This is a genomic window from Vallitalea longa (genome assembly GCF_027923465.1).
GTDB classification, from domain to species: domain Bacteria; phylum Bacillota; class Clostridia; order Lachnospirales; family Vallitaleaceae; genus Vallitalea; species Vallitalea longa.
Genome location: NZ_BRLB01000007.1, coordinates 1 through 18,166, shown reverse-complemented (window position 1 = coordinate 18,166; position 18,166 = coordinate 1). Strand labels below are relative to the sequence as shown.

General features: G+C 29.8%; 13 protein-coding genes. 9 read left to right on the top strand and 4 right to left on the bottom strand.

What is annotated here, in order from left to right:
- Positions 1-20 precede the first annotated feature (20 nt).
- Together QMG30_RS12495 and QMG30_RS12490 are read left to right on the top strand one after the other, a co-directional pair.
- On the top strand, positions 21-1,379 hold the full coding sequence (locus tag QMG30_RS12495; RefSeq protein WP_281815835.1) for a PFL family protein: 1,359 nt from the start codon (positions 21-23) through the stop codon (positions 1,377-1,379).
- A gap of 57 nt (positions 1,380-1,436) precedes the next feature.
- Entirely contained in the window at positions 1,437-2,885 is a 1,449-nt protein-coding gene (locus tag QMG30_RS12490; RefSeq protein WP_281815834.1) for an aminoacyl-histidine dipeptidase, read from the top strand.
- 175 nt (positions 2,886-3,060) lie between these two features.
- On the opposite strand, the gene QMG30_RS12485 is transcribed toward QMG30_RS12490, so the two are convergent.
- The 3 genes from QMG30_RS12485 to tyrS form a co-directional block, all read right to left on the bottom strand.
- Complete coding sequence (locus QMG30_RS12485; protein WP_281815832.1) at positions 3,061-3,819, bottom strand: TSUP family transporter; 759 nt, start codon at positions 3,817-3,819, stop codon at positions 3,061-3,063.
- 170 nt (positions 3,820-3,989) lie between these two features.
- Positions 3,990-6,293, bottom strand: coding sequence for a glycoside hydrolase family 20 protein (locus tag QMG30_RS12480; RefSeq protein ID WP_281815831.1), 2,304 nt, complete (start codon positions 6,291-6,293; stop codon positions 3,990-3,992).
- Between the two features lie 271 nt (positions 6,294-6,564).
- Positions 6,565-7,791 (bottom strand): tyrosine--tRNA ligase, encoded by a 1,227-nt coding sequence (tyrS, locus tag QMG30_RS12475; RefSeq protein WP_281815830.1) that lies wholly within the window; start codon positions 7,789-7,791, stop codon positions 6,565-6,567.
- Between the two features lie 185 nt (positions 7,792-7,976).
- Between tyrS and asnB the strand changes: the two genes are divergently transcribed.
- From asnB to QMG30_RS12440, 7 genes are all read left to right on the top strand, one after another.
- The gene (gene asnB, locus QMG30_RS12470; protein ID WP_281815827.1) at positions 7,977-9,818 is read left to right on the top strand and encodes an asparagine synthase (glutamine-hydrolyzing); all 1,842 of its coding nucleotides are present in this window, start codon (positions 7,977-7,979) and stop codon (positions 9,816-9,818) included.
- Between the two features lie 48 nt (positions 9,819-9,866).
- Positions 9,867-10,160: a hypothetical protein gene (locus QMG30_RS12465; protein ID WP_281815826.1), complete on the top strand. Its 294-nt coding sequence runs from the start codon at positions 9,867-9,869 to the stop codon at positions 10,158-10,160.
- 256 nt (positions 10,161-10,416) lie between these two features.
- On the top strand, positions 10,417-12,276 hold the full coding sequence (locus tag QMG30_RS12460; RefSeq protein WP_281815825.1) for a TIGR03960 family B12-binding radical SAM protein: 1,860 nt from the start codon (positions 10,417-10,419) through the stop codon (positions 12,274-12,276).
- Positions 12,260-12,943, top strand: coding sequence for a TIGR03936 family radical SAM-associated protein (locus QMG30_RS12455; RefSeq protein WP_281815824.1), 684 nt, complete (start codon positions 12,260-12,262; stop codon positions 12,941-12,943). Before QMG30_RS12460 ends, QMG30_RS12455 begins: the two co-directional genes overlap by 17 nt.
- 1 nt (position 12,944) lies before the next feature.
- The gene (locus QMG30_RS12450; RefSeq protein ID WP_281815822.1) at positions 12,945-14,138 is read left to right on the top strand and encodes an Rne/Rng family ribonuclease; all 1,194 of its coding nucleotides are present in this window, start codon (positions 12,945-12,947) and stop codon (positions 14,136-14,138) included.
- An 820-nt stretch (positions 14,139-14,958) separates the two neighbouring features.
- Positions 14,959-15,807: a C39 family peptidase gene (locus QMG30_RS12445; RefSeq protein WP_281815820.1), complete on the top strand. Its 849-nt coding sequence runs from the start codon at positions 14,959-14,961 to the stop codon at positions 15,805-15,807.
- A gap of 166 nt (positions 15,808-15,973) precedes the next feature.
- On the top strand, positions 15,974-17,119 hold the full coding sequence (locus QMG30_RS12440; protein WP_281815818.1) for a hypothetical protein: 1,146 nt from the start codon (positions 15,974-15,976) through the stop codon (positions 17,117-17,119).
- Between the two features lie 102 nt (positions 17,120-17,221).
- Here QMG30_RS12440 and QMG30_RS12435 read toward each other — a convergent pair whose 3' ends face one another.
- Positions 17,222-17,905 (bottom strand): metal-dependent hydrolase, encoded by a 684-nt coding sequence (locus QMG30_RS12435; RefSeq protein ID WP_281815816.1) that lies wholly within the window; start codon positions 17,903-17,905, stop codon positions 17,222-17,224.
- Between the last annotated feature and the right edge of the window lie 261 nt (positions 17,906-18,166).

Here is an 18,166-nt window from a genome sequence, read left to right as displayed (position 1 = left end):
GAGAGGATTGAGAATTATACATGATTAATTCATTAGAAGTACTAGAAACGAATACAATGATATTGAAAGAAAATTTGGATGTAAGAACGATAACAATGGGTATTAGTCTTATTGATTGTGCCGACCCTGATATTGATAGATTTAATGAAAATATTTATAATAAAATTACGACTAAGGCTAAAAATCTAGTTAAAGTTGGAGAAGATATTGAGAAAAAATATGGTGTTCCTATTGTGAACAAAAGAATCTCAATAACACCTATAGCTATTGCAGCATCAAGTACTAAGACAGATTCCTACGTTTCTATTGCCAAAACACTAGACAGAGCAGCAAAAGAAGTTGGTGTTAATTTTATAGGTGGTTTTTCAGCTATTGTCAGCAAAGGTATGACAGAAAGCGATAAGAAATTGATTAAATCTATACCAGAAGCTCTTGCTACTACAGAAAGAGTATGTAGCTCAGTTAATGTAGGTTCAACAAAAACCGGAATTAACATGGACGCAGTTAAATTACTTGGAAGTACTATAAAAGAAACAGCAATATTAACTAAAGATAGTGATTCAATAGGTTGTGCAAAATTCGTTGTCTTTTGTAATGCACCAGATGATAATCCATTCATGGCTGGAGCTTTCCATGGTGTTAGTGAGGCAGATGCCATAATCAATGTTGGCGTTAGTGGTCCTGGTGTCGTTAAAAAGGCTTTAGAAACTTGTAGAGGCAAAGATTTTGAAGAGCTATGTGAGACTATTAAAAAAACAGCTTTTAAAATAACTAGAGTTGGACAATTAGTTGCAAAAGAAGCATCTAAAGCTTTAGGTGTTCCTTTTGGCATAATAGATTTATCACTTGCACCAACACCTGCTATAGGTGATAGTATTGCAGAAATTTTACAAGAAATTGGTGTGGATTATGTAGGTGCACCTGGAACAACGGCAGCCCTTGCATTATTAAATGACCAAGTTAAAAAAGGCGGGGTTATGGCATCATCATATGTTGGTGGATTAAGTGGTGCTTTCATACCAGTTAGTGAAGACCAAGGTATGATAGATGCTGTCAATAAAGGAGCTTTAACAATAGAGAAGCTTGAAGCTATGACATGTGTTTGTTCAGTAGGTCTTGACATGATTGCGATACCAGGTAAAACTAAGGAATCTACTATTTCAGGAATGATAGCAGATGAAATGGCTATTGGAATGATTAATCAAAAAACAACAGCTGTTAGGGTTATACCTGTTATTGGTAAAGATGTAGGTGATCAAGCAGAATTTGGTGGATTATTAGGTTATGCTCCATTAATGCCTGTAAATGAGTTTGGATGCGAAAGACTTATTAATAGAGGTGGTAGAATACCAGCACCAATTCATAGTTTTAAGAATTAAAAATGGTTTAATTATAACTTCTCTATCAAAATAAGAGATTTTGGGAAGGTGAGTAAAATGAGTAAAGTTATAGAAGGTCTTGAACCTAAAAGTGTATTTGAATTTTTTGAGAACATTAGTGATATTCCTAGAGGATCAGGGAATGAAAAAGGTATAAGTGATTACCTTGTTTCTTTTGCAAAAGAAAGGAACTTAGAAGTTATACAAGATGAAGAGTTAAATGTTATAATTAAAAAACCTGCAACAAAAGGATATGAAGATTGTCCTACAGTTATTCTACAAGGTCATATGGATATGGTATGTGAAAAGAATTTTGATGTAGAGCATGATTTTCTAAAAGACCCTATAGAATTAGTTGTAGAAGGAGATTTCATTAGTGCTAATGGTACAACTTTGGGTGCTGATAATGGTATGGCAGTAGCTTACTGTCTTGCAATTCTTGACTCAAATAAAATTGAACATCCAGCTCTTGAAATTTTTATAACAACTAATGAAGAAGCTGGAATGAATGGAGCATTAGCGTTAGATCCTGCTAATCTTTCAGGTAAATACCTAGTGAATCTTGACAGTGAAGAAGAAGGGGAATTTCTAGTAAGTTGTGCAGGCGGTCTAAAAACTTATATCGATATTCCTATTAAGAAGGAATCAGCAACTGGAAAGATTGTTAAGATTATGGTTAAAGGTTTGAAAGGCGGTCATTCTGGTAGCGATATTGATAAGAACAGAGCTAATTCCAATCAGTTGATGGGAAGAATTCTATATGCACTTAACACCAAGACAAGTATTCAATTAATTGATATATGTGGTGGTTCTAAAGACAATGCAATACCTCGTGAAGCAATAGCAAATATAGTTATCAATGATGATGATAATAAATTTGATAATATCGTGGATGAAATTGTGAATGAAATCAAACATGAATACAAAACAAGTGATAGCGGACTTACAGTAGTTGTAACAAAAGGAAATGAGGATTCTTATAAAGTAGTTTCTAGAGAAACACTTGATAAACTTATTTTCTTGTTGACATGCTTACCAAACGGAATTCAAACCATGAGTTCAGATATAGAAGGATTAGTTGAAAGTTCTCTTAATCTTGGTGTAGTTACAACTAATGATGACATAATCAAATTAACTTCAGCTGTTAGAAGTTCTGTAGGTTCATTAAAAGAATTAATGAAATATCAATTGGGTTTGTTTGCTAAATATACTAATTCAGAATTTCACGTTAGAAGTGAGTATCCAGAATGGGAGTATAGAAAAGAATCCCAATTAAGAGATATATTTGCTAAGACATATGAAGATATGTATGGTGAAAAACCTTTAATCAAAGCTATCCATGCAGGACTTGAATGTGGTGTATTTGATGCCAAAATTGAAGGTATAGACATGATTTCTCTTGGACCTAACATGTATGATGTACATACACCAGATGAAAAGTTGAGTATATCATCAACTAGAAGAACTTGGGAATTCTTAATAGAAACTCTAAAAAATATAAAATAGAATATAAAAAAATAAGGGATAGGAAAATTCTTATTCCTTATTTTTTATAATTATAAATTTCCTAATACTTAATCTGGTCTATAATCAAAAACAACCTTTTATTTTCTATCAACCTATCATCATAAGTTCTTCTAATATCTTTACAGAACTTATCATATATGTATTATTAGATGTTTTATAATAAATGTAATACATCTACAATCAATAATTTCAAAGATAATATTAATGACATAGTAACAAAAATAGGTTTTATTAATTTTGCACCTTTCTTAAGTGCAAATGCAGTTCCAAGCTTAGCACCAATTATACTACATATTGCAACAGGAATACCATAATAAAAATTAATTTTCATGTTTAAGGCAAATAAGAACAGTGAAGTAATATTACTGAAAAAATTCATTACTCTTGCATTAGCAGCTGCTTTAGTGAATTCAAAACCAAAGAGGCTAATTAAGCCAAACATCAAAAAAGAACCAGTACCAGGTCCAAAGAAGCCATCATAGAAACCAAGAATAAGAGCTAATACTATAAGAAGGAAAATTCTCATTCTAGTAACTTTTTTCAGATTTTCTTTGATTCCTAGTGATTTTGAAAAAAGAGAGTAAACCCCGATGATAAGGACCATTATCAGTATGACACTACTAAGTATTTTCTCATCGATATTTAGAGCTGCAGTAACTCCTATACATGCACCTACTAAGGTGAAAGGAATAGCATATTTTAAAAGGTTTTTACTACCTAATCCACTTTTAAGATATTTAATTGAACTTGTCAATGAAGCACATGTAGCTGAAAATTTATTTGTTCCGAGAACCATATGTGAGGGAAGTCCAGCCATATAATATGCAGGAACACTTATTAATCCGCCACCTCCCGCTATAGAATCAACAAATGCTGCAATAAAACCAGCAAAACATAATAGAATAATTTTCATTAGTAACACTCCTAAGTCTTTAAATTATTTCGCTTATATAATTATAAATGATTATCATGCAATAATAAAGCTAAAAGTGAAAGACTACTTGAGAAATTACTAAAGAACAAATAGGAAAAAAGAATCCATTTAGTATAACATACTAAATGAATTCTAAGATTTTGTTAATTTTAATTATATACTTCCAATTCCCAAATCGAATATCCCCAATCGGTTGCTCTTTCTACACCTTGCATTTTAATATACCTTGTTTGTTGGTCAATGTTTATTGTATCTAAACCACCATCACTATTGTTTTCCGTAAAGATATCTGTCCAGTTAACAGCGTCATCAGATATCAGTATTTTATATTTTTTTCCATAGGCATTTTCCCATTTGAGATTTAGTTTACTAACAGCAGTCATTTCTTCTAAATCCACATAACACCAAGCAACATCATCATAGTCACTAGCCCATCTAGTTTCTATGTTACCATCAACAGCCAAATGACCGTTAAATGAAGTGGAAGGTTCTACACCGGATACGAAAAATGGTTTATTAATAGCTATATTATTAGTAGGAGATACATCAGAGCCATAAACACTGAAATCATATAAAGAATATCCCCAGTTGGTTTTTCTTTTGACACCTTGCATCTTGACATATCGTGCAGTTACAGGTGAAAAGTTAATAATGTCTTCTTCACCATCTGAATCACTTTCAATATAAACGTCTGTCCAATTCACTGCATCTTCAGAAACTTGTATTTTATATTTCTCTGCGTATGCATCTTCCCATAATAATTTGACACTATCTACAGTATATATATTCATCAAATCCACATAGATGAATTCGTCATCACTATAATTACTTGACCATCGTGATGTTGTATAACGGTCAACTGCCTTATCAGGAGTAAATAATGTATTATTTTCTGTTGAAGATGCAGTTACCGGCTTAGTATAAGCTAAATTATTCTCATCTATCGGAGGCAATTTTTCAGTAGGGGTAAGGTTAATTCCCGGAGCATTACCTATTTCTAAAGTTCTAATCACAAAATCTTCATAGGTATGAGAATCTTTCTCTCCCCATAATTTTTCTGATAATATCTTTAGTGCAGGCTGAATAAGTTTATCACAGTCTTGTTGTGAAACTAAATCCCTTTTATCATCTAGCCAAATATTAAGTTTACCACCTAGCAGTTGTTCATTATCAGGAGCTAATTTATTAGTTCTAGCTCTGTTAAATATATGAGGTTCCCACTGTTCATATAAAACAGGTAAATCGGGTACCCAGCTGGTCTTAGGAACGATATATAAATAATCTCCACTAGAATTAATGACTTTGTTTCCGTTGTTCACACAATTATTGACATCAAAATTGCCTTCCCATACATCAATAATAATATCTGAGTCAGGTACAGTGGTTCCACTTTCATGTTGCCATCCAGTCCAAACACGGACATTTTTTCCAAGATTCTTCACATAATCAGCCATAATATTATAATATTGACGATATGATTCACCACCACCATCATATTCATCACAACCAATATGAAAATTGGGTGCCCTAAATAAAGGAACATATTCATCATATATTGATTGCATAAAAGTATATGTATCAGGATTATTTAAATCAAGATATCGGTCACCTTTATTAGGATTAATTAAATCTGGACGAATCTTAGTATAAGGTCTTGCATGAGAGGGTGAATCAAATTCAGGAGTTATAGTCACTCCATAAATATCACCTAGATCTTGAAGCTCATTAACTTGTTGCTTAGTATAACTACCATCTGTAGCTGTTATATCAGGATATGTGGTACTTTCTAAACGGAAAGCCCAATATCCATCATACCAATCATCAGTCCAATGTATATGGAAATCATTCATTTTGAACCATGACATTAATTTTACATAATCCCTTAGAAAATCAATAGTAAAATATTTTCTGGATACATCAATCATGAAAGCACGTTCTTCATACATTGGATAATCTTTGATATTTCCTCTAGGGATTGAATCTTTTGTAGTATCAGCAGCCAAAATCTGTAGGAGAGTTCTTGTCCCATAAAAGGCACCATCAGCAGTATTAGCAGTTAATCTTATCATAGTATCAATATCCATAAGATATCCTTCATCACCAATACTAGTATCTTGACAGTCTAGAGTAATATATATGTCACAATCAGCCGGATCGTCAGAAACTACTATAGATAGATCTAGATTTTCATTGATAAGCTTTATTTCTTCTTTAAATGATGTCATTCTAGTCAATAATTCCATTTCAAAAGATGGATCGATACATACACGTGATAATGGGGTAAGTGTGAAACATCCAGTTTCTCCAGTCCATTCTTGTAAGGCAGGAATAACATTGGGTTGTGGATTAGTATCACTAGCTGATACAGGTAATGAGCTAAATAGAGAAAAGATTAGTAATAGAACTAATAACGAGTAGGTATAATGTCTGAAAATTTTCTTAAATAATTTCATATAAAGATACCTCCTAATTTTATTATAAAAACTGTCTAACAAAAAAACAGTTTTTAGCAATAATAAAAGCATTAACAATATACATATGTATCATTGAAAATACATATATATAAAGCTAATGCCTATATATAGTAACACGCTTATTATAAATAGTATTAAATTAATATAGTTAAATGAATATATATATTCTGATTGTGTCTATAAATTTATTATAATAAAAGAGCTCACAAAATGCAAGCTCTTTTATTGAATATACTAAATATTATTACAACTATTGTATTTTGAATTGATGGAAACCTTTTTTACCTTTTTTGATTAACATAGTACCATCTTCTTTGAAATCATTATTTGTTAACGTTCTATCAATTGTATCTACTTTTACATCATTTACTTTTACGCCACCTTGTTGAATCATTCGACGTCCTTCAGAACGTGTAGGAACAAGTTTAGCCTTTATAAGAGCGGAAATGATATCCATGCCTTCTTCAAACTCATCTTTTGTAACTTCAGTAGTCGGAATAGAACCACTTTTAGCTCCTCCGGTAAATAAAGCTTTCGCAGCTTCCATTGCTTGTTTTGCAACAGTCTCACCATGAACTATTTTTGTGATTTCATAAGCAAGTACTTCTTTAGCTTTATTGATTTCAGCGTCTTTCAATGCACCTAAACGTCTAACTTCTTCCATAGGTAAGAATGTAAGAAGACTTAAGCATTCTTCAACTTTAGCATCTTCAACATTTCTCCAATATTGATAGAATTCATAAGGGGAAGTCTTTGCGGGGTCAAGCCATACAGCACCTTTTTCGGTTTTACCCATTTTCTTACCTTCACTTGTAGTAAGAAGCTTAAAAGTCATACCGAATGCAGGTTTTTGTTCTTTACGTCTTATTAATTCAACACCACCTAGAATGTTAGACCATTGATCGTTACCGCCTAATTCAAGACAGCAGTTATATTTTCTATTGAGAGCCAAGAAGTCATAAGATTGCATTAGCATATAGTTGAACTCTAAGAATGTAAGACCTTTCTCCATCCTGGATTTATAGCATTCAGCTGTAAGCATTCTATTTACAGAGAAATTAACACCAATTTCTCTTAAAAAATTAACATAGTTAAGATTAAGTAACCAATCAGCATTATTAACCATTATAGCTTTATCATCTTCAAAGTCAATGAATTTAGATAACTGTTTTTTAAAACTTTCGGCATTATCGTTAATCTGTTCTTGGGTCATCATCTTACGCATATCTGATTTTCCAGTAGGATCTCCTACCATTGTTGTACCGCCGCCAATAAGAATTATTGGTCTATGACCAGCTCTCTGCATATGAGCCATAGCCATAACTGGTAAAAAGTGACCTACAGTTAAACTATCAGCAGTTGGATCGAATCCTATATAAAATGTGACTTTTTCATTCTCTAATAATTCCTTAATTTCTTTTTCATGGGTTGTTTGTTCAATAAATCCTCTTTCCATTAACACATCATATGCGCTCATAATGAACCTCCTAATGTAACTTTATTCAATATTTATAATCCTATCATAACTTATGTTAGGATTCAAGTATTTTTAGTGTACACTATAAATCATAAAAACGGCACTTTTGCATATATATAGATAAAGAAAGTAATACAAGTTATTTATTGTTGCAGAAATTAAAGTAGTAAAGGGAGATGATTGTAATGTGCGGAATTACTGGATGGGTTAATTATAATAGAAATATTATTGAGGAAAGAGATACTATACACAGTATGACGAATAAATTGGTTCATAGAGGACCAGATGAATATGGCTTTTATTATAAAAAAAATATCTTGTTAGGTCATAGAAGATTAGTGGTCATTGATCCTGAAGGTGGAAAGCAACCAATGACTAAAAAAATCTCGCAATACGAGTATACTATAGTTTATAATGGTGAATTATATAACACAAAAGAATTAAGAGATACACTAATAAAAAAAGGTTATAAATTCAGGTCAAATTGTGATACGGAGGTAGTACTCGTATCATATATTGAATGGGGTGAAGATTGTACTACATATTTTAACGGAATATTCGCTTTTGCAATATGGGAAGAAAAGTCGAAATCACTATTTCTTGCAAGGGATAGATTAGGAGTGAAACCTTTATTTTACTCATACATAAATGGTTCGTTCATTTTCGCTTCTGAAATTAAATCTTTACTGGATTTTCCAGATATGGAACCTGTATTAAACGAAAATGGACTTTTAGAATTATTTAGTTTAGGACCAAGTAGAGCACTCGGTAGCGGAGTATTTAAAAATATATTTGAATTGAAACCTAGCGAATATATATTGTTGACACCAAAAAAATTATATAAAAATATTTATTGGAAACCAATAACCAATTACCATACAGAGAATGAAGAATCTACATTTGAACATACTGCTTTTTTAGTAGAAGATGCTATTAAAAAACAGCTGGTATCAGACGTACCCATATGTACTTTTTTATCAGGAGGCCTTGATTCAAGTGGAATTTCATCTATAGCTAGTGAATATTTTAGAAATAGATCAAAAAAACTTACTACATATTCTATTGATTATGAAGATAATGATAAATATTTTATAGCTTCTGATTTCCAACCAAGTAATGATAATATATGGGTAGAAAGAGTTAAAGGATATATTGGTTCAAATCATAAAAAGATAACTATTGATACAAATATGCTAGTTGAAGCGTTAAAAGATGCTGTTTTAGCTTATGATCTACCAGGTATGGCTGATATTGATTCATCATTAATGCTGTTTTGCCAAAATGTTAAAAATGTACATACTGTTGCATTATCCGGAGAATGTGCAGATGAAATATTCGGTGGTTATCCTTGGTATAGAAAAGAAGAGGACATATATTTTGATGGTTTTCCATGGAATAAACATATTAATCAAAGGAAATCATTTTTGTCAGGAGAATTAAATAAGTTAAAACTGCAAGAATTTGCCAATAATAAATATAAAGAAACAATTAGTGAGATTGATTTTCTAGATGATGAATCAGAATATGAAAAGAGAATAAGAAAACTTACATATATTAATTTGAAATGGTTCATGCTAACATTATTAACACGAAAAGACAGAATGAGTATGTATAAAAGCCTTGAAGTAAGAGTACCCTATGCCGACCATAGAATTGTAGAATATACATGGAATATTCCATGGCATATTAAAAATCATAATAATATAGAAAAAGGACTTTTAAGGAAAGTACTCAGTTCATATTTACCAGAAGATGTCGTATACAGAAAAAAATCACCTTATCCCAAAACATATAATCCTGATTACAGTAAATCTGTTAAATTAATTCTAAAAGATATCTTAGATGATGGCAATAGTCCAATACATAATTTAATAAATACTAAGAATGTATATAATCTAGTTAATGACCATGAAGAAAAATTTATTACACCATGGTTTGGACAATTGATGAAAGAACCTCAATTTATAGCTTATCTTATTCAGCTTAATTACTGGCTCAAATATTATAAGGTCAAAATAGATTATTAAAAAGTCAATTAATGAAATTTAATTGATGTATGAAGGGATGAGTGATTAATGAATAAAAAAAATGTTAGACGTCGAAATAAAAATAGATACGTAAGAAATCGTCAAAATGAACAAACTTATTCTAGCAAAATTGCAATAAAGGTTTTCATATGCTTCATCATATTACTTGCAACTCTTTATTTTAAAAAATATGAAGTCAAAGTAGGAGAATTTGATGTAGATAGTATTTATGAAGTATTATATTATAATGAAGATTTTAAGGAATTATCCAACAAAGTACTTAGAATTGGTAGTGATACTGCTGAAAATAATTCTATAGATATGGATAGTAATCAAAAATAATATAGTACGGATGTATAATAATTGCAGACTCTTAACATAGTTTTTTAAGAGTCTGTTGTTTCTCTTCTTTAATCGATGTATCTTATCTATATTTCTTGTTTTATAGTAAATAAATCTAATTTATATGTATACTTCCTAGGATATATCAAATTTTAGTTGTTATATTGCTAAATATATTATATTATAATATAAGTTAAATAAAAAAATTACATATACTAATTAATGCAAAATTCATATAGATTAAGGAGTTTTATAAATGAATAAGAAATTAAGACTTACGGATGAAGTTCTGTTAAGTGTTGAGAAACCGGCACGATATTTAGGGAATGAGATCAATGTCATAAATAAAAATATTGATGAAGTAGATATAAGATTCGCCTTATGTTTTCCAGATGTATATGAAATAGGTATGTCTCATGTTGGACTAGCTATTTTATATGATTTTCTTAACAAAAGAGAAGATACCTTCTGCGAACGTGTCTTCTCTCCATGGAATGATCTTGAAAAATTAATGAGACAAGATGATATTGAATTGTTTGCACTTGAATCTCAAGATAGTGTTAGAGATTTTGATTTTCTAGGGTTCACAGTCCAATATGAAATGAGTTATACTAATATACTAAATGCATTGGATCTAGCGGGTATGTCAGTGTTTAGCAAAGATAGGGAAGAATCTGATCCAATCGTGTGTGCAGGTGGTCCATGTACTTATAACCCTGAACCAATAGCAGAATTTATTGATTTCTTTTATATTGGAGAAGCTGAAACAACTTTGCCTAAAATTTTAGAAATGTATAAGGCACATAAACAACAAGGAAAAACTAAAGAAGAATTTTTGATTGAACTTCTTGATGTAGAAGGTGTTTATGTACCAAAATTTTATGATGTTACTTATAAAGAGAACGGAGAAATAGAAGAATTCAAACCTACTCATAAAAATGCAAAAACAAAAATAGAAAAACAGATAGTAATGGATCTTACCGAAGCTCCTTATCCAAGTAAACCTCTAGTTCCACTTATTCAAACAGTTCATGACCGTGTTGTTTTGGAGTTGTTCAGAGGATGTGCAAGAGGTTGCCGTTTCTGTCAGGCTGGTATGATATATCGTCCATTAAGGGAAAAAGATGTCAATGTTCTTAAGAAACAAGCTACAGAATTAATTAAGAATACAGGACATGATGAAATTTCTCTTATTTCTTTAAGTTCTAGTGATTATACTGGTCTTGAGGAACTGACTGACTATTTGATTGATGAATTTGGTAATGATAATCATGTAAATCTTTCTTTACCATCACTTAGAATCGATAAGTTTTCATTAGATATTATGGGTAAAGTTCAAAAACAACGAAAAAGCAGTATTACTTTTGCACCTGAAGCAGGTTCACAGAGACTTAGGGATGTCATTAATAAAGGTATTACAGAAGAAGATATCCTCTCAGGCTCTTCAGAAGCATTTAAAGGTGGTTGGACAAGAGTTAAACTGTATTTTATGCTTGGCCTTCCAACAGAAACTTATGAAGATATACAAGCAATCGCCAAGCTTGGACAAGATATAGTTGAAAAATATTATGAACTTCCAAAAGAAGTTAGAAAGAGAAGGCCACAGATTGTTGTCAGTACTTCATTTTTTGTACCAAAAGCTTTCACACCATTTCAGTGGACCGCTCAAGATACCTATGAAACTTTTATGGAAAAACAAACATTCCTTAACGGTAAAATAAATAAAAAGAGTATAAAGTATAATTGTCATGATGTACAAACCAGTATGTTAGAAGGTGTCATGGCTAGAGGAGATAGAAAAATATCAAAAGTTATATATAGCGCTTGGAAAAACGGAGCAGCATTTGATGCTTGGTCAGAGTTTTTTAAATTCGACTATTGGAAAAGAGCATTTGAAGACAATGATGTAGACCCATTATTTTATTCATCTAGAGAACGCAAATTCGAAGAGATATTACCTTGGGATTTTATTGACACTGGAGTTACAAAAGAATTCTTGTACAGAGAATACTTACGTGCCAAAGAAGGAGTTATCAGTAAGAATTGTATTGATTCTTGTATGAATTGCGGGGCAAAAAGTTTTGGTGGAGGTATTTGTTATGTTGATAAGAATTAAATTTACTAAAGAGGGTACAATGAAATTTATTGGTCACTTAGATCTAATAAGAAATTTTCAAAGAGTATTTAAAAAAGCTGAATTTCCAATAGCTTTTTCAGAAGGTTTTAATCCTCATCCAATCATGTCTATAGGAGCACCACTTTCTGTTGGTATAACTAGTGAGGCAGAATATTTGGATGCAAAAGTAACTGAAGATATAGATATCAATTATCAAATTGAAAATCTGAATAATCATACACCAGAAGGAGTCAATATCATTAACATCATTGTACTTCCAGAAAAAGCTAAGAGCGCTATGGCTCTTATTGATGCCGCTAAATATAAAATAGATATAAAAAACATTATTATCAATGATGATATGATTAATAATCTAATGTCAAAAGACAAGATAATTGTACAGAAAAAAAACAAGAAGAATGTAATAAAAGATATTGATATCAAACCAGGTATCCTAAATGTAGCTATGGCATCTGAAAATACATTGTTATTGCTTATTGCTACAGGAAGCAGAATGAACATTAAACCTCAAGTAGTTCTTGAATCACTTTGCAAAGTCAACAACATGGAATATAATAAATTTGATTATAAAATTCATAGACAAGAGATATATTATATTAGCAATAATAAATTTCTTCCCCTAGATAAGATTTCACAGGAGTGTTAAGATGTCATATAAATTAGTTGTCTCAAAAGATGAAAATGTAATTTACAGTGCCTTATTGGATGAAAAAAGAAGATTAATAGAACTTGGAATAAGTGAAGAGAACAGTCATGAGCTTGTGGGGAAAATATATATAGGTAAAGTGGTTAATGTTGTAAAAGGTATGAATGCCGCATTTATCAATATAGGTCGAACCAAGAATGCATATATGTCACTTGATGATAGTTCAGATATAATTTACACCAAAAGCAATAATTCTAAAAAAATATCTATAGGTAATGAATTATTAGTACAGATAGTAAAAGATGAAAATGGTAGCAAGGGTTGTGTAGTATCACCTAACATATCCCTTACAGGTCGTTACGTAGTACTGACAAAAGGTAAAAACTTCGTAGGTTTATCTGGTAAAATCAAGGGTAATGAAGAAAGAGAACGATTGAAAAATATTGTAGAAAGACATTTAACCGATTCTTTCGGATTCATAATTAGAACTAATGCATTTGAAATACAAGAAGAACTTATAGAAAATGAAATACAAGAACTTATAGCTCAATATGATACTATCATAAATACAGCAGAATATAGGACATGTTATACAGAAATATATAAAGGGATAGACTCAGTACTGAAATTTGTTAGAGATATGTATGATACTAGTATTGATGAATATGTAATAAATGACGAAGAACTGTATGAGCAAGTATACGCATATATGGAAAAAACAAATCCTGATTTAACTAGTAAAATTAAGTTATATAAAGATAACAATCTATCCCTTATGAACTTATATGGATTAGGTGTCAAAATCAAAAAAGCTCTATGCGAGAAAGTATGGTTGAAATCTGGAGGTAACATAGTCATACAGCCAACAGAAGCATTAGTTTCTATTGATGTTAATACATCCAAATATACTGGGAAAAAAAATTTGGAGGAAACTATATTTAAAACAAACATTGAAGCTGCAAAAGAAATAGCATATCAAATTAGGCTAAGAAACTTATCCGGTATCATTATAGTTGATTTTATTGATATGAAAGATAAAGAACATAATAAACAACTGTTAACCAAATTGAGTTCTTTTGTTAAAAAAGATAGAAATAAAGTTTTTGTAGTAGGAATGACTGGATTAGGTTTAGTAGAAATGACTAGGAAAAAGACCAGTAAACCTCTATATCAACAGATAAATAAGAATTCATGAAAATTTTTATTGAATAATAATGAAACCCAAACAGATAAATAATACTCATTGGTAAGAATTAGGTCAAAAGCTGATTTTTATTGGTGAGTTTTTCTTATTTACAAAGAAATAAGTTATTTCATTTATTGGAATAACATTGCACAATACTCATTGTTTTTTTATAATATTACAATATATTAATTATATAAAGAAAATATTGACAATTTAACTTGCATGGTTTATTATATACATACAGAATAGTTTGTTAATATCTTAGTTTACTTTATTTATGTATATTAATATTATATATTACTGCTGATATTTAAATGATAATCTATAGTTAGTTAAATATAAATTGTATTTAACAGCGTTTGACTATAATAATAATGTTAAGTGCATTTAGGTATAATTTGTTGATCAATGTTTATAATTATATTCAAATAACAACTTTAAAAATTTAAATTGGATTGTTATCTTTTTAACAATTCATCTGATTAATTTTTTACTCTACGATGCCAACAATCTAATGGATTCATATATAATCATGTTTCAGTTTTTATGTGTATACCAGTATAAAAACAATATTATGAACTACAATTCAAACATTAATTTATATCAGATTAAAAATACATATTGAGAGAGGTGTTTAGATATGAAAAAATATTTATGTTATATTATGAATAGTACGTAATAATTGTATTATGAAAATAATTATATTCAAACTCAATAAAACCGCTAGTTATTATGACTGATAAAATGTATTATATAATTGAACGAATCAACTAGATTGGTTGGTAAGTAACCTAACTCATATAAAATATATAATTTTGGAGGGAAACTAATGAAAAAACTAATGAATCTTATGTTAGTAACAATTATGGTAATGTCAATGGGTTTATCAGCATCTGCAGCGATTAATACTGATGTTGAGGATTATGCTCCAGTTATCGGGAATTTTAAATATGATCCTCAAGTAGCACAAAAAATTCATCATAAAGAAATGTTAGCAGATAAGTATTATAATGCTAAAGTAAGTGGCAATATAGAAGAAATGAAAAATTATAAAATGCAACTAGCACCAGTTGATAAATCAACTCATTCATTAAAATCGACATCTTCTACTAGTAGTAGGTTATCAATATATCAAGTGGCACAGGAAAAAAATTATTGGTGTGGATATGCAGCAATCAAAAGTTTATTAGATTTTGAAGGAGTATCAAAAACACAGACAACTATAGCTCAAGAAGTATATAAAACTTCAAATTCTTGTCCATGGTATTTATCAAATGGAGATAGTAGAGATCAATTTCCAGTGCCTAATTATCTAGAAGATAAAATCGGATTTTATTATATTCCTTACCCATATGGAGCAGCTGGTACTACAAATGTACAAGCTAGTAATATAAAACCTAAAGTAGTTGCAACAATAGATGCTGGACATGGATTAATGGCTTGTGGTAGGTCATATGGTAATATTTCTGGTCACGCAAGTATATTACCAAATTATCCTGCAAAAGAAATCGGTCATTGGTTGGCTATCGATGGTTATAAAGATAGTGGAGATGATACTTGGATAGTTGATCCAGCTAAATCTGATGCAGTAAGTTGGGGAGATAATATAAGTAAATACTATTCAATTACTACAGACAAATTAGCCGCTTTTGTCAAAGCTAGAGGTTTAGTATGGTAATAAATTAATTATAAGCAGAGATTAATCAAGTTATTAATCTCTGCTACTAAATCTTATATATATAAGATCATATAAAAAAATTACATGTTTAAAATACTACGAAAGGATATATATAACTTATATTTATATGAATTTATTATAGAAGTTATTATATATAGTTATTGATATGAAAACTATAAAAGCGATATTAATTTACATCATTCTGATATGTATGCTTACATCTTGTGAGTCAAATAAGATCAATGAATCTATTAATGATATGCAAGAAAATAATTTAGCTGCTGATGATAAAAATATTAAAGAAAATACATATGATTTTTCTTGCGAAGTCGTATCAGCTGATAAAAATATAAATTATAGAAAACTAGATATACCTAAAGAGATAAATGGGTATCGAGTTTCAATCAATGGAATATTAGATAAAAATAATTTCCTGATATCACTTTATTCAGAAGAAACGCTCCCAATAAATCATGATATGGGTATATATGATATTAAAAATAATTCATACAATAGTATTGTGGAATTTAGTGATAATGAGGATTATGATATATGCCATTATGATAGTGAATACATTGTATTGCAAAAATCTGAGGATGAATGGCAAAATAAAAATCTGTACCTAATTAAGATAAAAGATAAATCTTCATCCTTAATACATGAATATACTTCGGAACATGGTTCGAGCTCAGCTATCAACAATAGCATAATAATAAAAGATAATAAAATTTATTTTGATGATATTGAAATAATAGATGATGAAATGAGTATTAAATTATATTGCTATGATATAAATAATGAAGAAAAAAACATTGTTAATCAAGATATTCAAAATCCTTTAATATATGATGATAGTATAATAGTAATAGGTAAAGACAAAAAGAACAATTTCAACATACTCAGAAGTATAGATAATAAGGATTTTCAACTAAAAATGAAAGATAATATAATGGAATTATATTCTAACAATAATTCTTTATACAGTATTATAAATAAATGTACCGATAGTACAGAAAAACATACAGTATGTGCATTAGTTGATCTAATCAATAATAAAGAGATATTTGAATCAAAAAATATCATTGACCAAGTTAAAGCAAGTTCTGAATTTGTAGCATGGAGAAATTTCAATGTCGAGAAACCTTATTTGTATAGTATAAGGCAAAACAGGATATTAAGATTTGACGATGTTGAAGAAGGCTATCATACGTTCATTATAAAAGATAACTATGGTATAATAATAACATCATTCATTAGTGAGGATGAAGATTATTATAATAATCTTAGATATTATTATTTTGAAGTTGATTAGTATTTATAGCATAAAATAATATTATAAATACTAATCAATATATAATAGATACCATGCGAATAAGTTCTAATTCTTTTTATGATATTTTTATTATTTTAATATCTAAACATTAATTTTTTCATTAATGTCCATAACTTTTACTTTTGAAGACACTAATTTTTGAAACTTATAAGGGTCAGCTTGTATTGGTGGGAAAGTGTTGTAATGCATAGGGATAGTAAGTTCTGGTTGGATTAATTGCACTGCTTTGCAAGCATCTTGTATGTCTATTGTAAAATTACCACCTATAGGTAACATCGCAATGTTAACATGCTCATCCTTAAGAAGTTTCATATCAAGAGTTAATCCGGTATCACCTGCATGATATATTTTTATATTATCACAATCAATTAAAAAGCCGCATGGATTACCTGCATAGATAATATCATTCTCAGGGGTAATGACTGATGAACCATGCAGAGCATTAGTCATTTTAATAATTATACCATCTAAAGTGGTTCTTCCACCAATATGCATTGTATGTACAGATATGTTTTTGTAGTTAAATAACAAGTAATTACCTAATTCAAAATTTGTTATGATAGTCGCTTCTGTACGTCTAGCCAATTCTACAGCATCACCTAAATGGTCACCATGACCATGAGTAACAAAAATATGTGTAAGTTCATCAAAATCTTCAATAGTAGCTGTACATTGTGAATTACCGGTTAAAAAGGGGTCTATTATTGCTCTGTAATCATCTGATTCCAGGTAGAAGGCTGAATGACCTAAATACTTAATTTCCATATTATCGCTCCTTTAATTCCTTTATTATATTTTTAATGGTAGTATTAATTTAAATAAACACCTATAAAATATTTTATCATAAAAATGGACTTATGAACTATAAAGAATAAATATTCTAATTTTATTGTTAAAACGCAAAGTTGTATAATGAAATGTCCGAATAAACAAAATAAAAAAGAAATGATTCATTTGAAGATTTCTGTTATAGTGTAATCACCACAAAAACAACTATAGGAGAAAATCATTCAAATGAATCAAATT

Excerpts from the sequence above, each read along its gene's own strand:
- QMG30_RS12495 (WP_281815835.1), top strand. The coding sequence starts at position 21 with ATGATTAATTCATTAGAAGTACTAGAAACGAATACAATGATATTGAAA.
- QMG30_RS12490 (WP_281815834.1), top strand. The coding sequence starts at position 1,437 with ATGAGTAAAGTTATAGAAGGTCTTGAACCTAAAAGTGTATTTGAATTT.
- QMG30_RS12485 (WP_281815832.1), bottom strand. The coding sequence starts at position 3,819 with ATGAAAATTATTCTATTATGTTTTGCTGGTTTTATTGCAGCATTTGTT.
- QMG30_RS12480 (WP_281815831.1), bottom strand. The coding sequence starts at position 6,293 with ATGAAATTATTTAAGAAAATTTTCAGACATTATACCTACTCGTTATTA.
- tyrS (WP_281815830.1), bottom strand. The coding sequence starts at position 7,791 with ATGAGCGCATATGATGTGTTAATGGAAAGAGGATTTATTGAACAAACA.
- asnB (WP_281815827.1), top strand. The coding sequence starts at position 7,977 with ATGTGCGGAATTACTGGATGGGTTAATTATAATAGAAATATTATTGAG.
- QMG30_RS12465 (WP_281815826.1), top strand. The coding sequence starts at position 9,867 with ATGAATAAAAAAAATGTTAGACGTCGAAATAAAAATAGATACGTAAGA.
- QMG30_RS12460 (WP_281815825.1), top strand. The coding sequence starts at position 10,417 with ATGAATAAGAAATTAAGACTTACGGATGAAGTTCTGTTAAGTGTTGAG.
- QMG30_RS12455 (WP_281815824.1), top strand. The coding sequence starts at position 12,260 with ATGTTGATAAGAATTAAATTTACTAAAGAGGGTACAATGAAATTTATT.
- QMG30_RS12450 (WP_281815822.1), top strand. The coding sequence starts at position 12,945 with ATGTCATATAAATTAGTTGTCTCAAAAGATGAAAATGTAATTTACAGT.
- QMG30_RS12445 (WP_281815820.1), top strand. The coding sequence starts at position 14,959 with ATGAAAAAACTAATGAATCTTATGTTAGTAACAATTATGGTAATGTCA.
- QMG30_RS12440 (WP_281815818.1), top strand. The coding sequence starts at position 15,974 with ATGAAAACTATAAAAGCGATATTAATTTACATCATTCTGATATGTATG.
- QMG30_RS12435 (WP_281815816.1), bottom strand. The coding sequence starts at position 17,905 with ATGGAAATTAAGTATTTAGGTCATTCAGCCTTCTACCTGGAATCAGAT.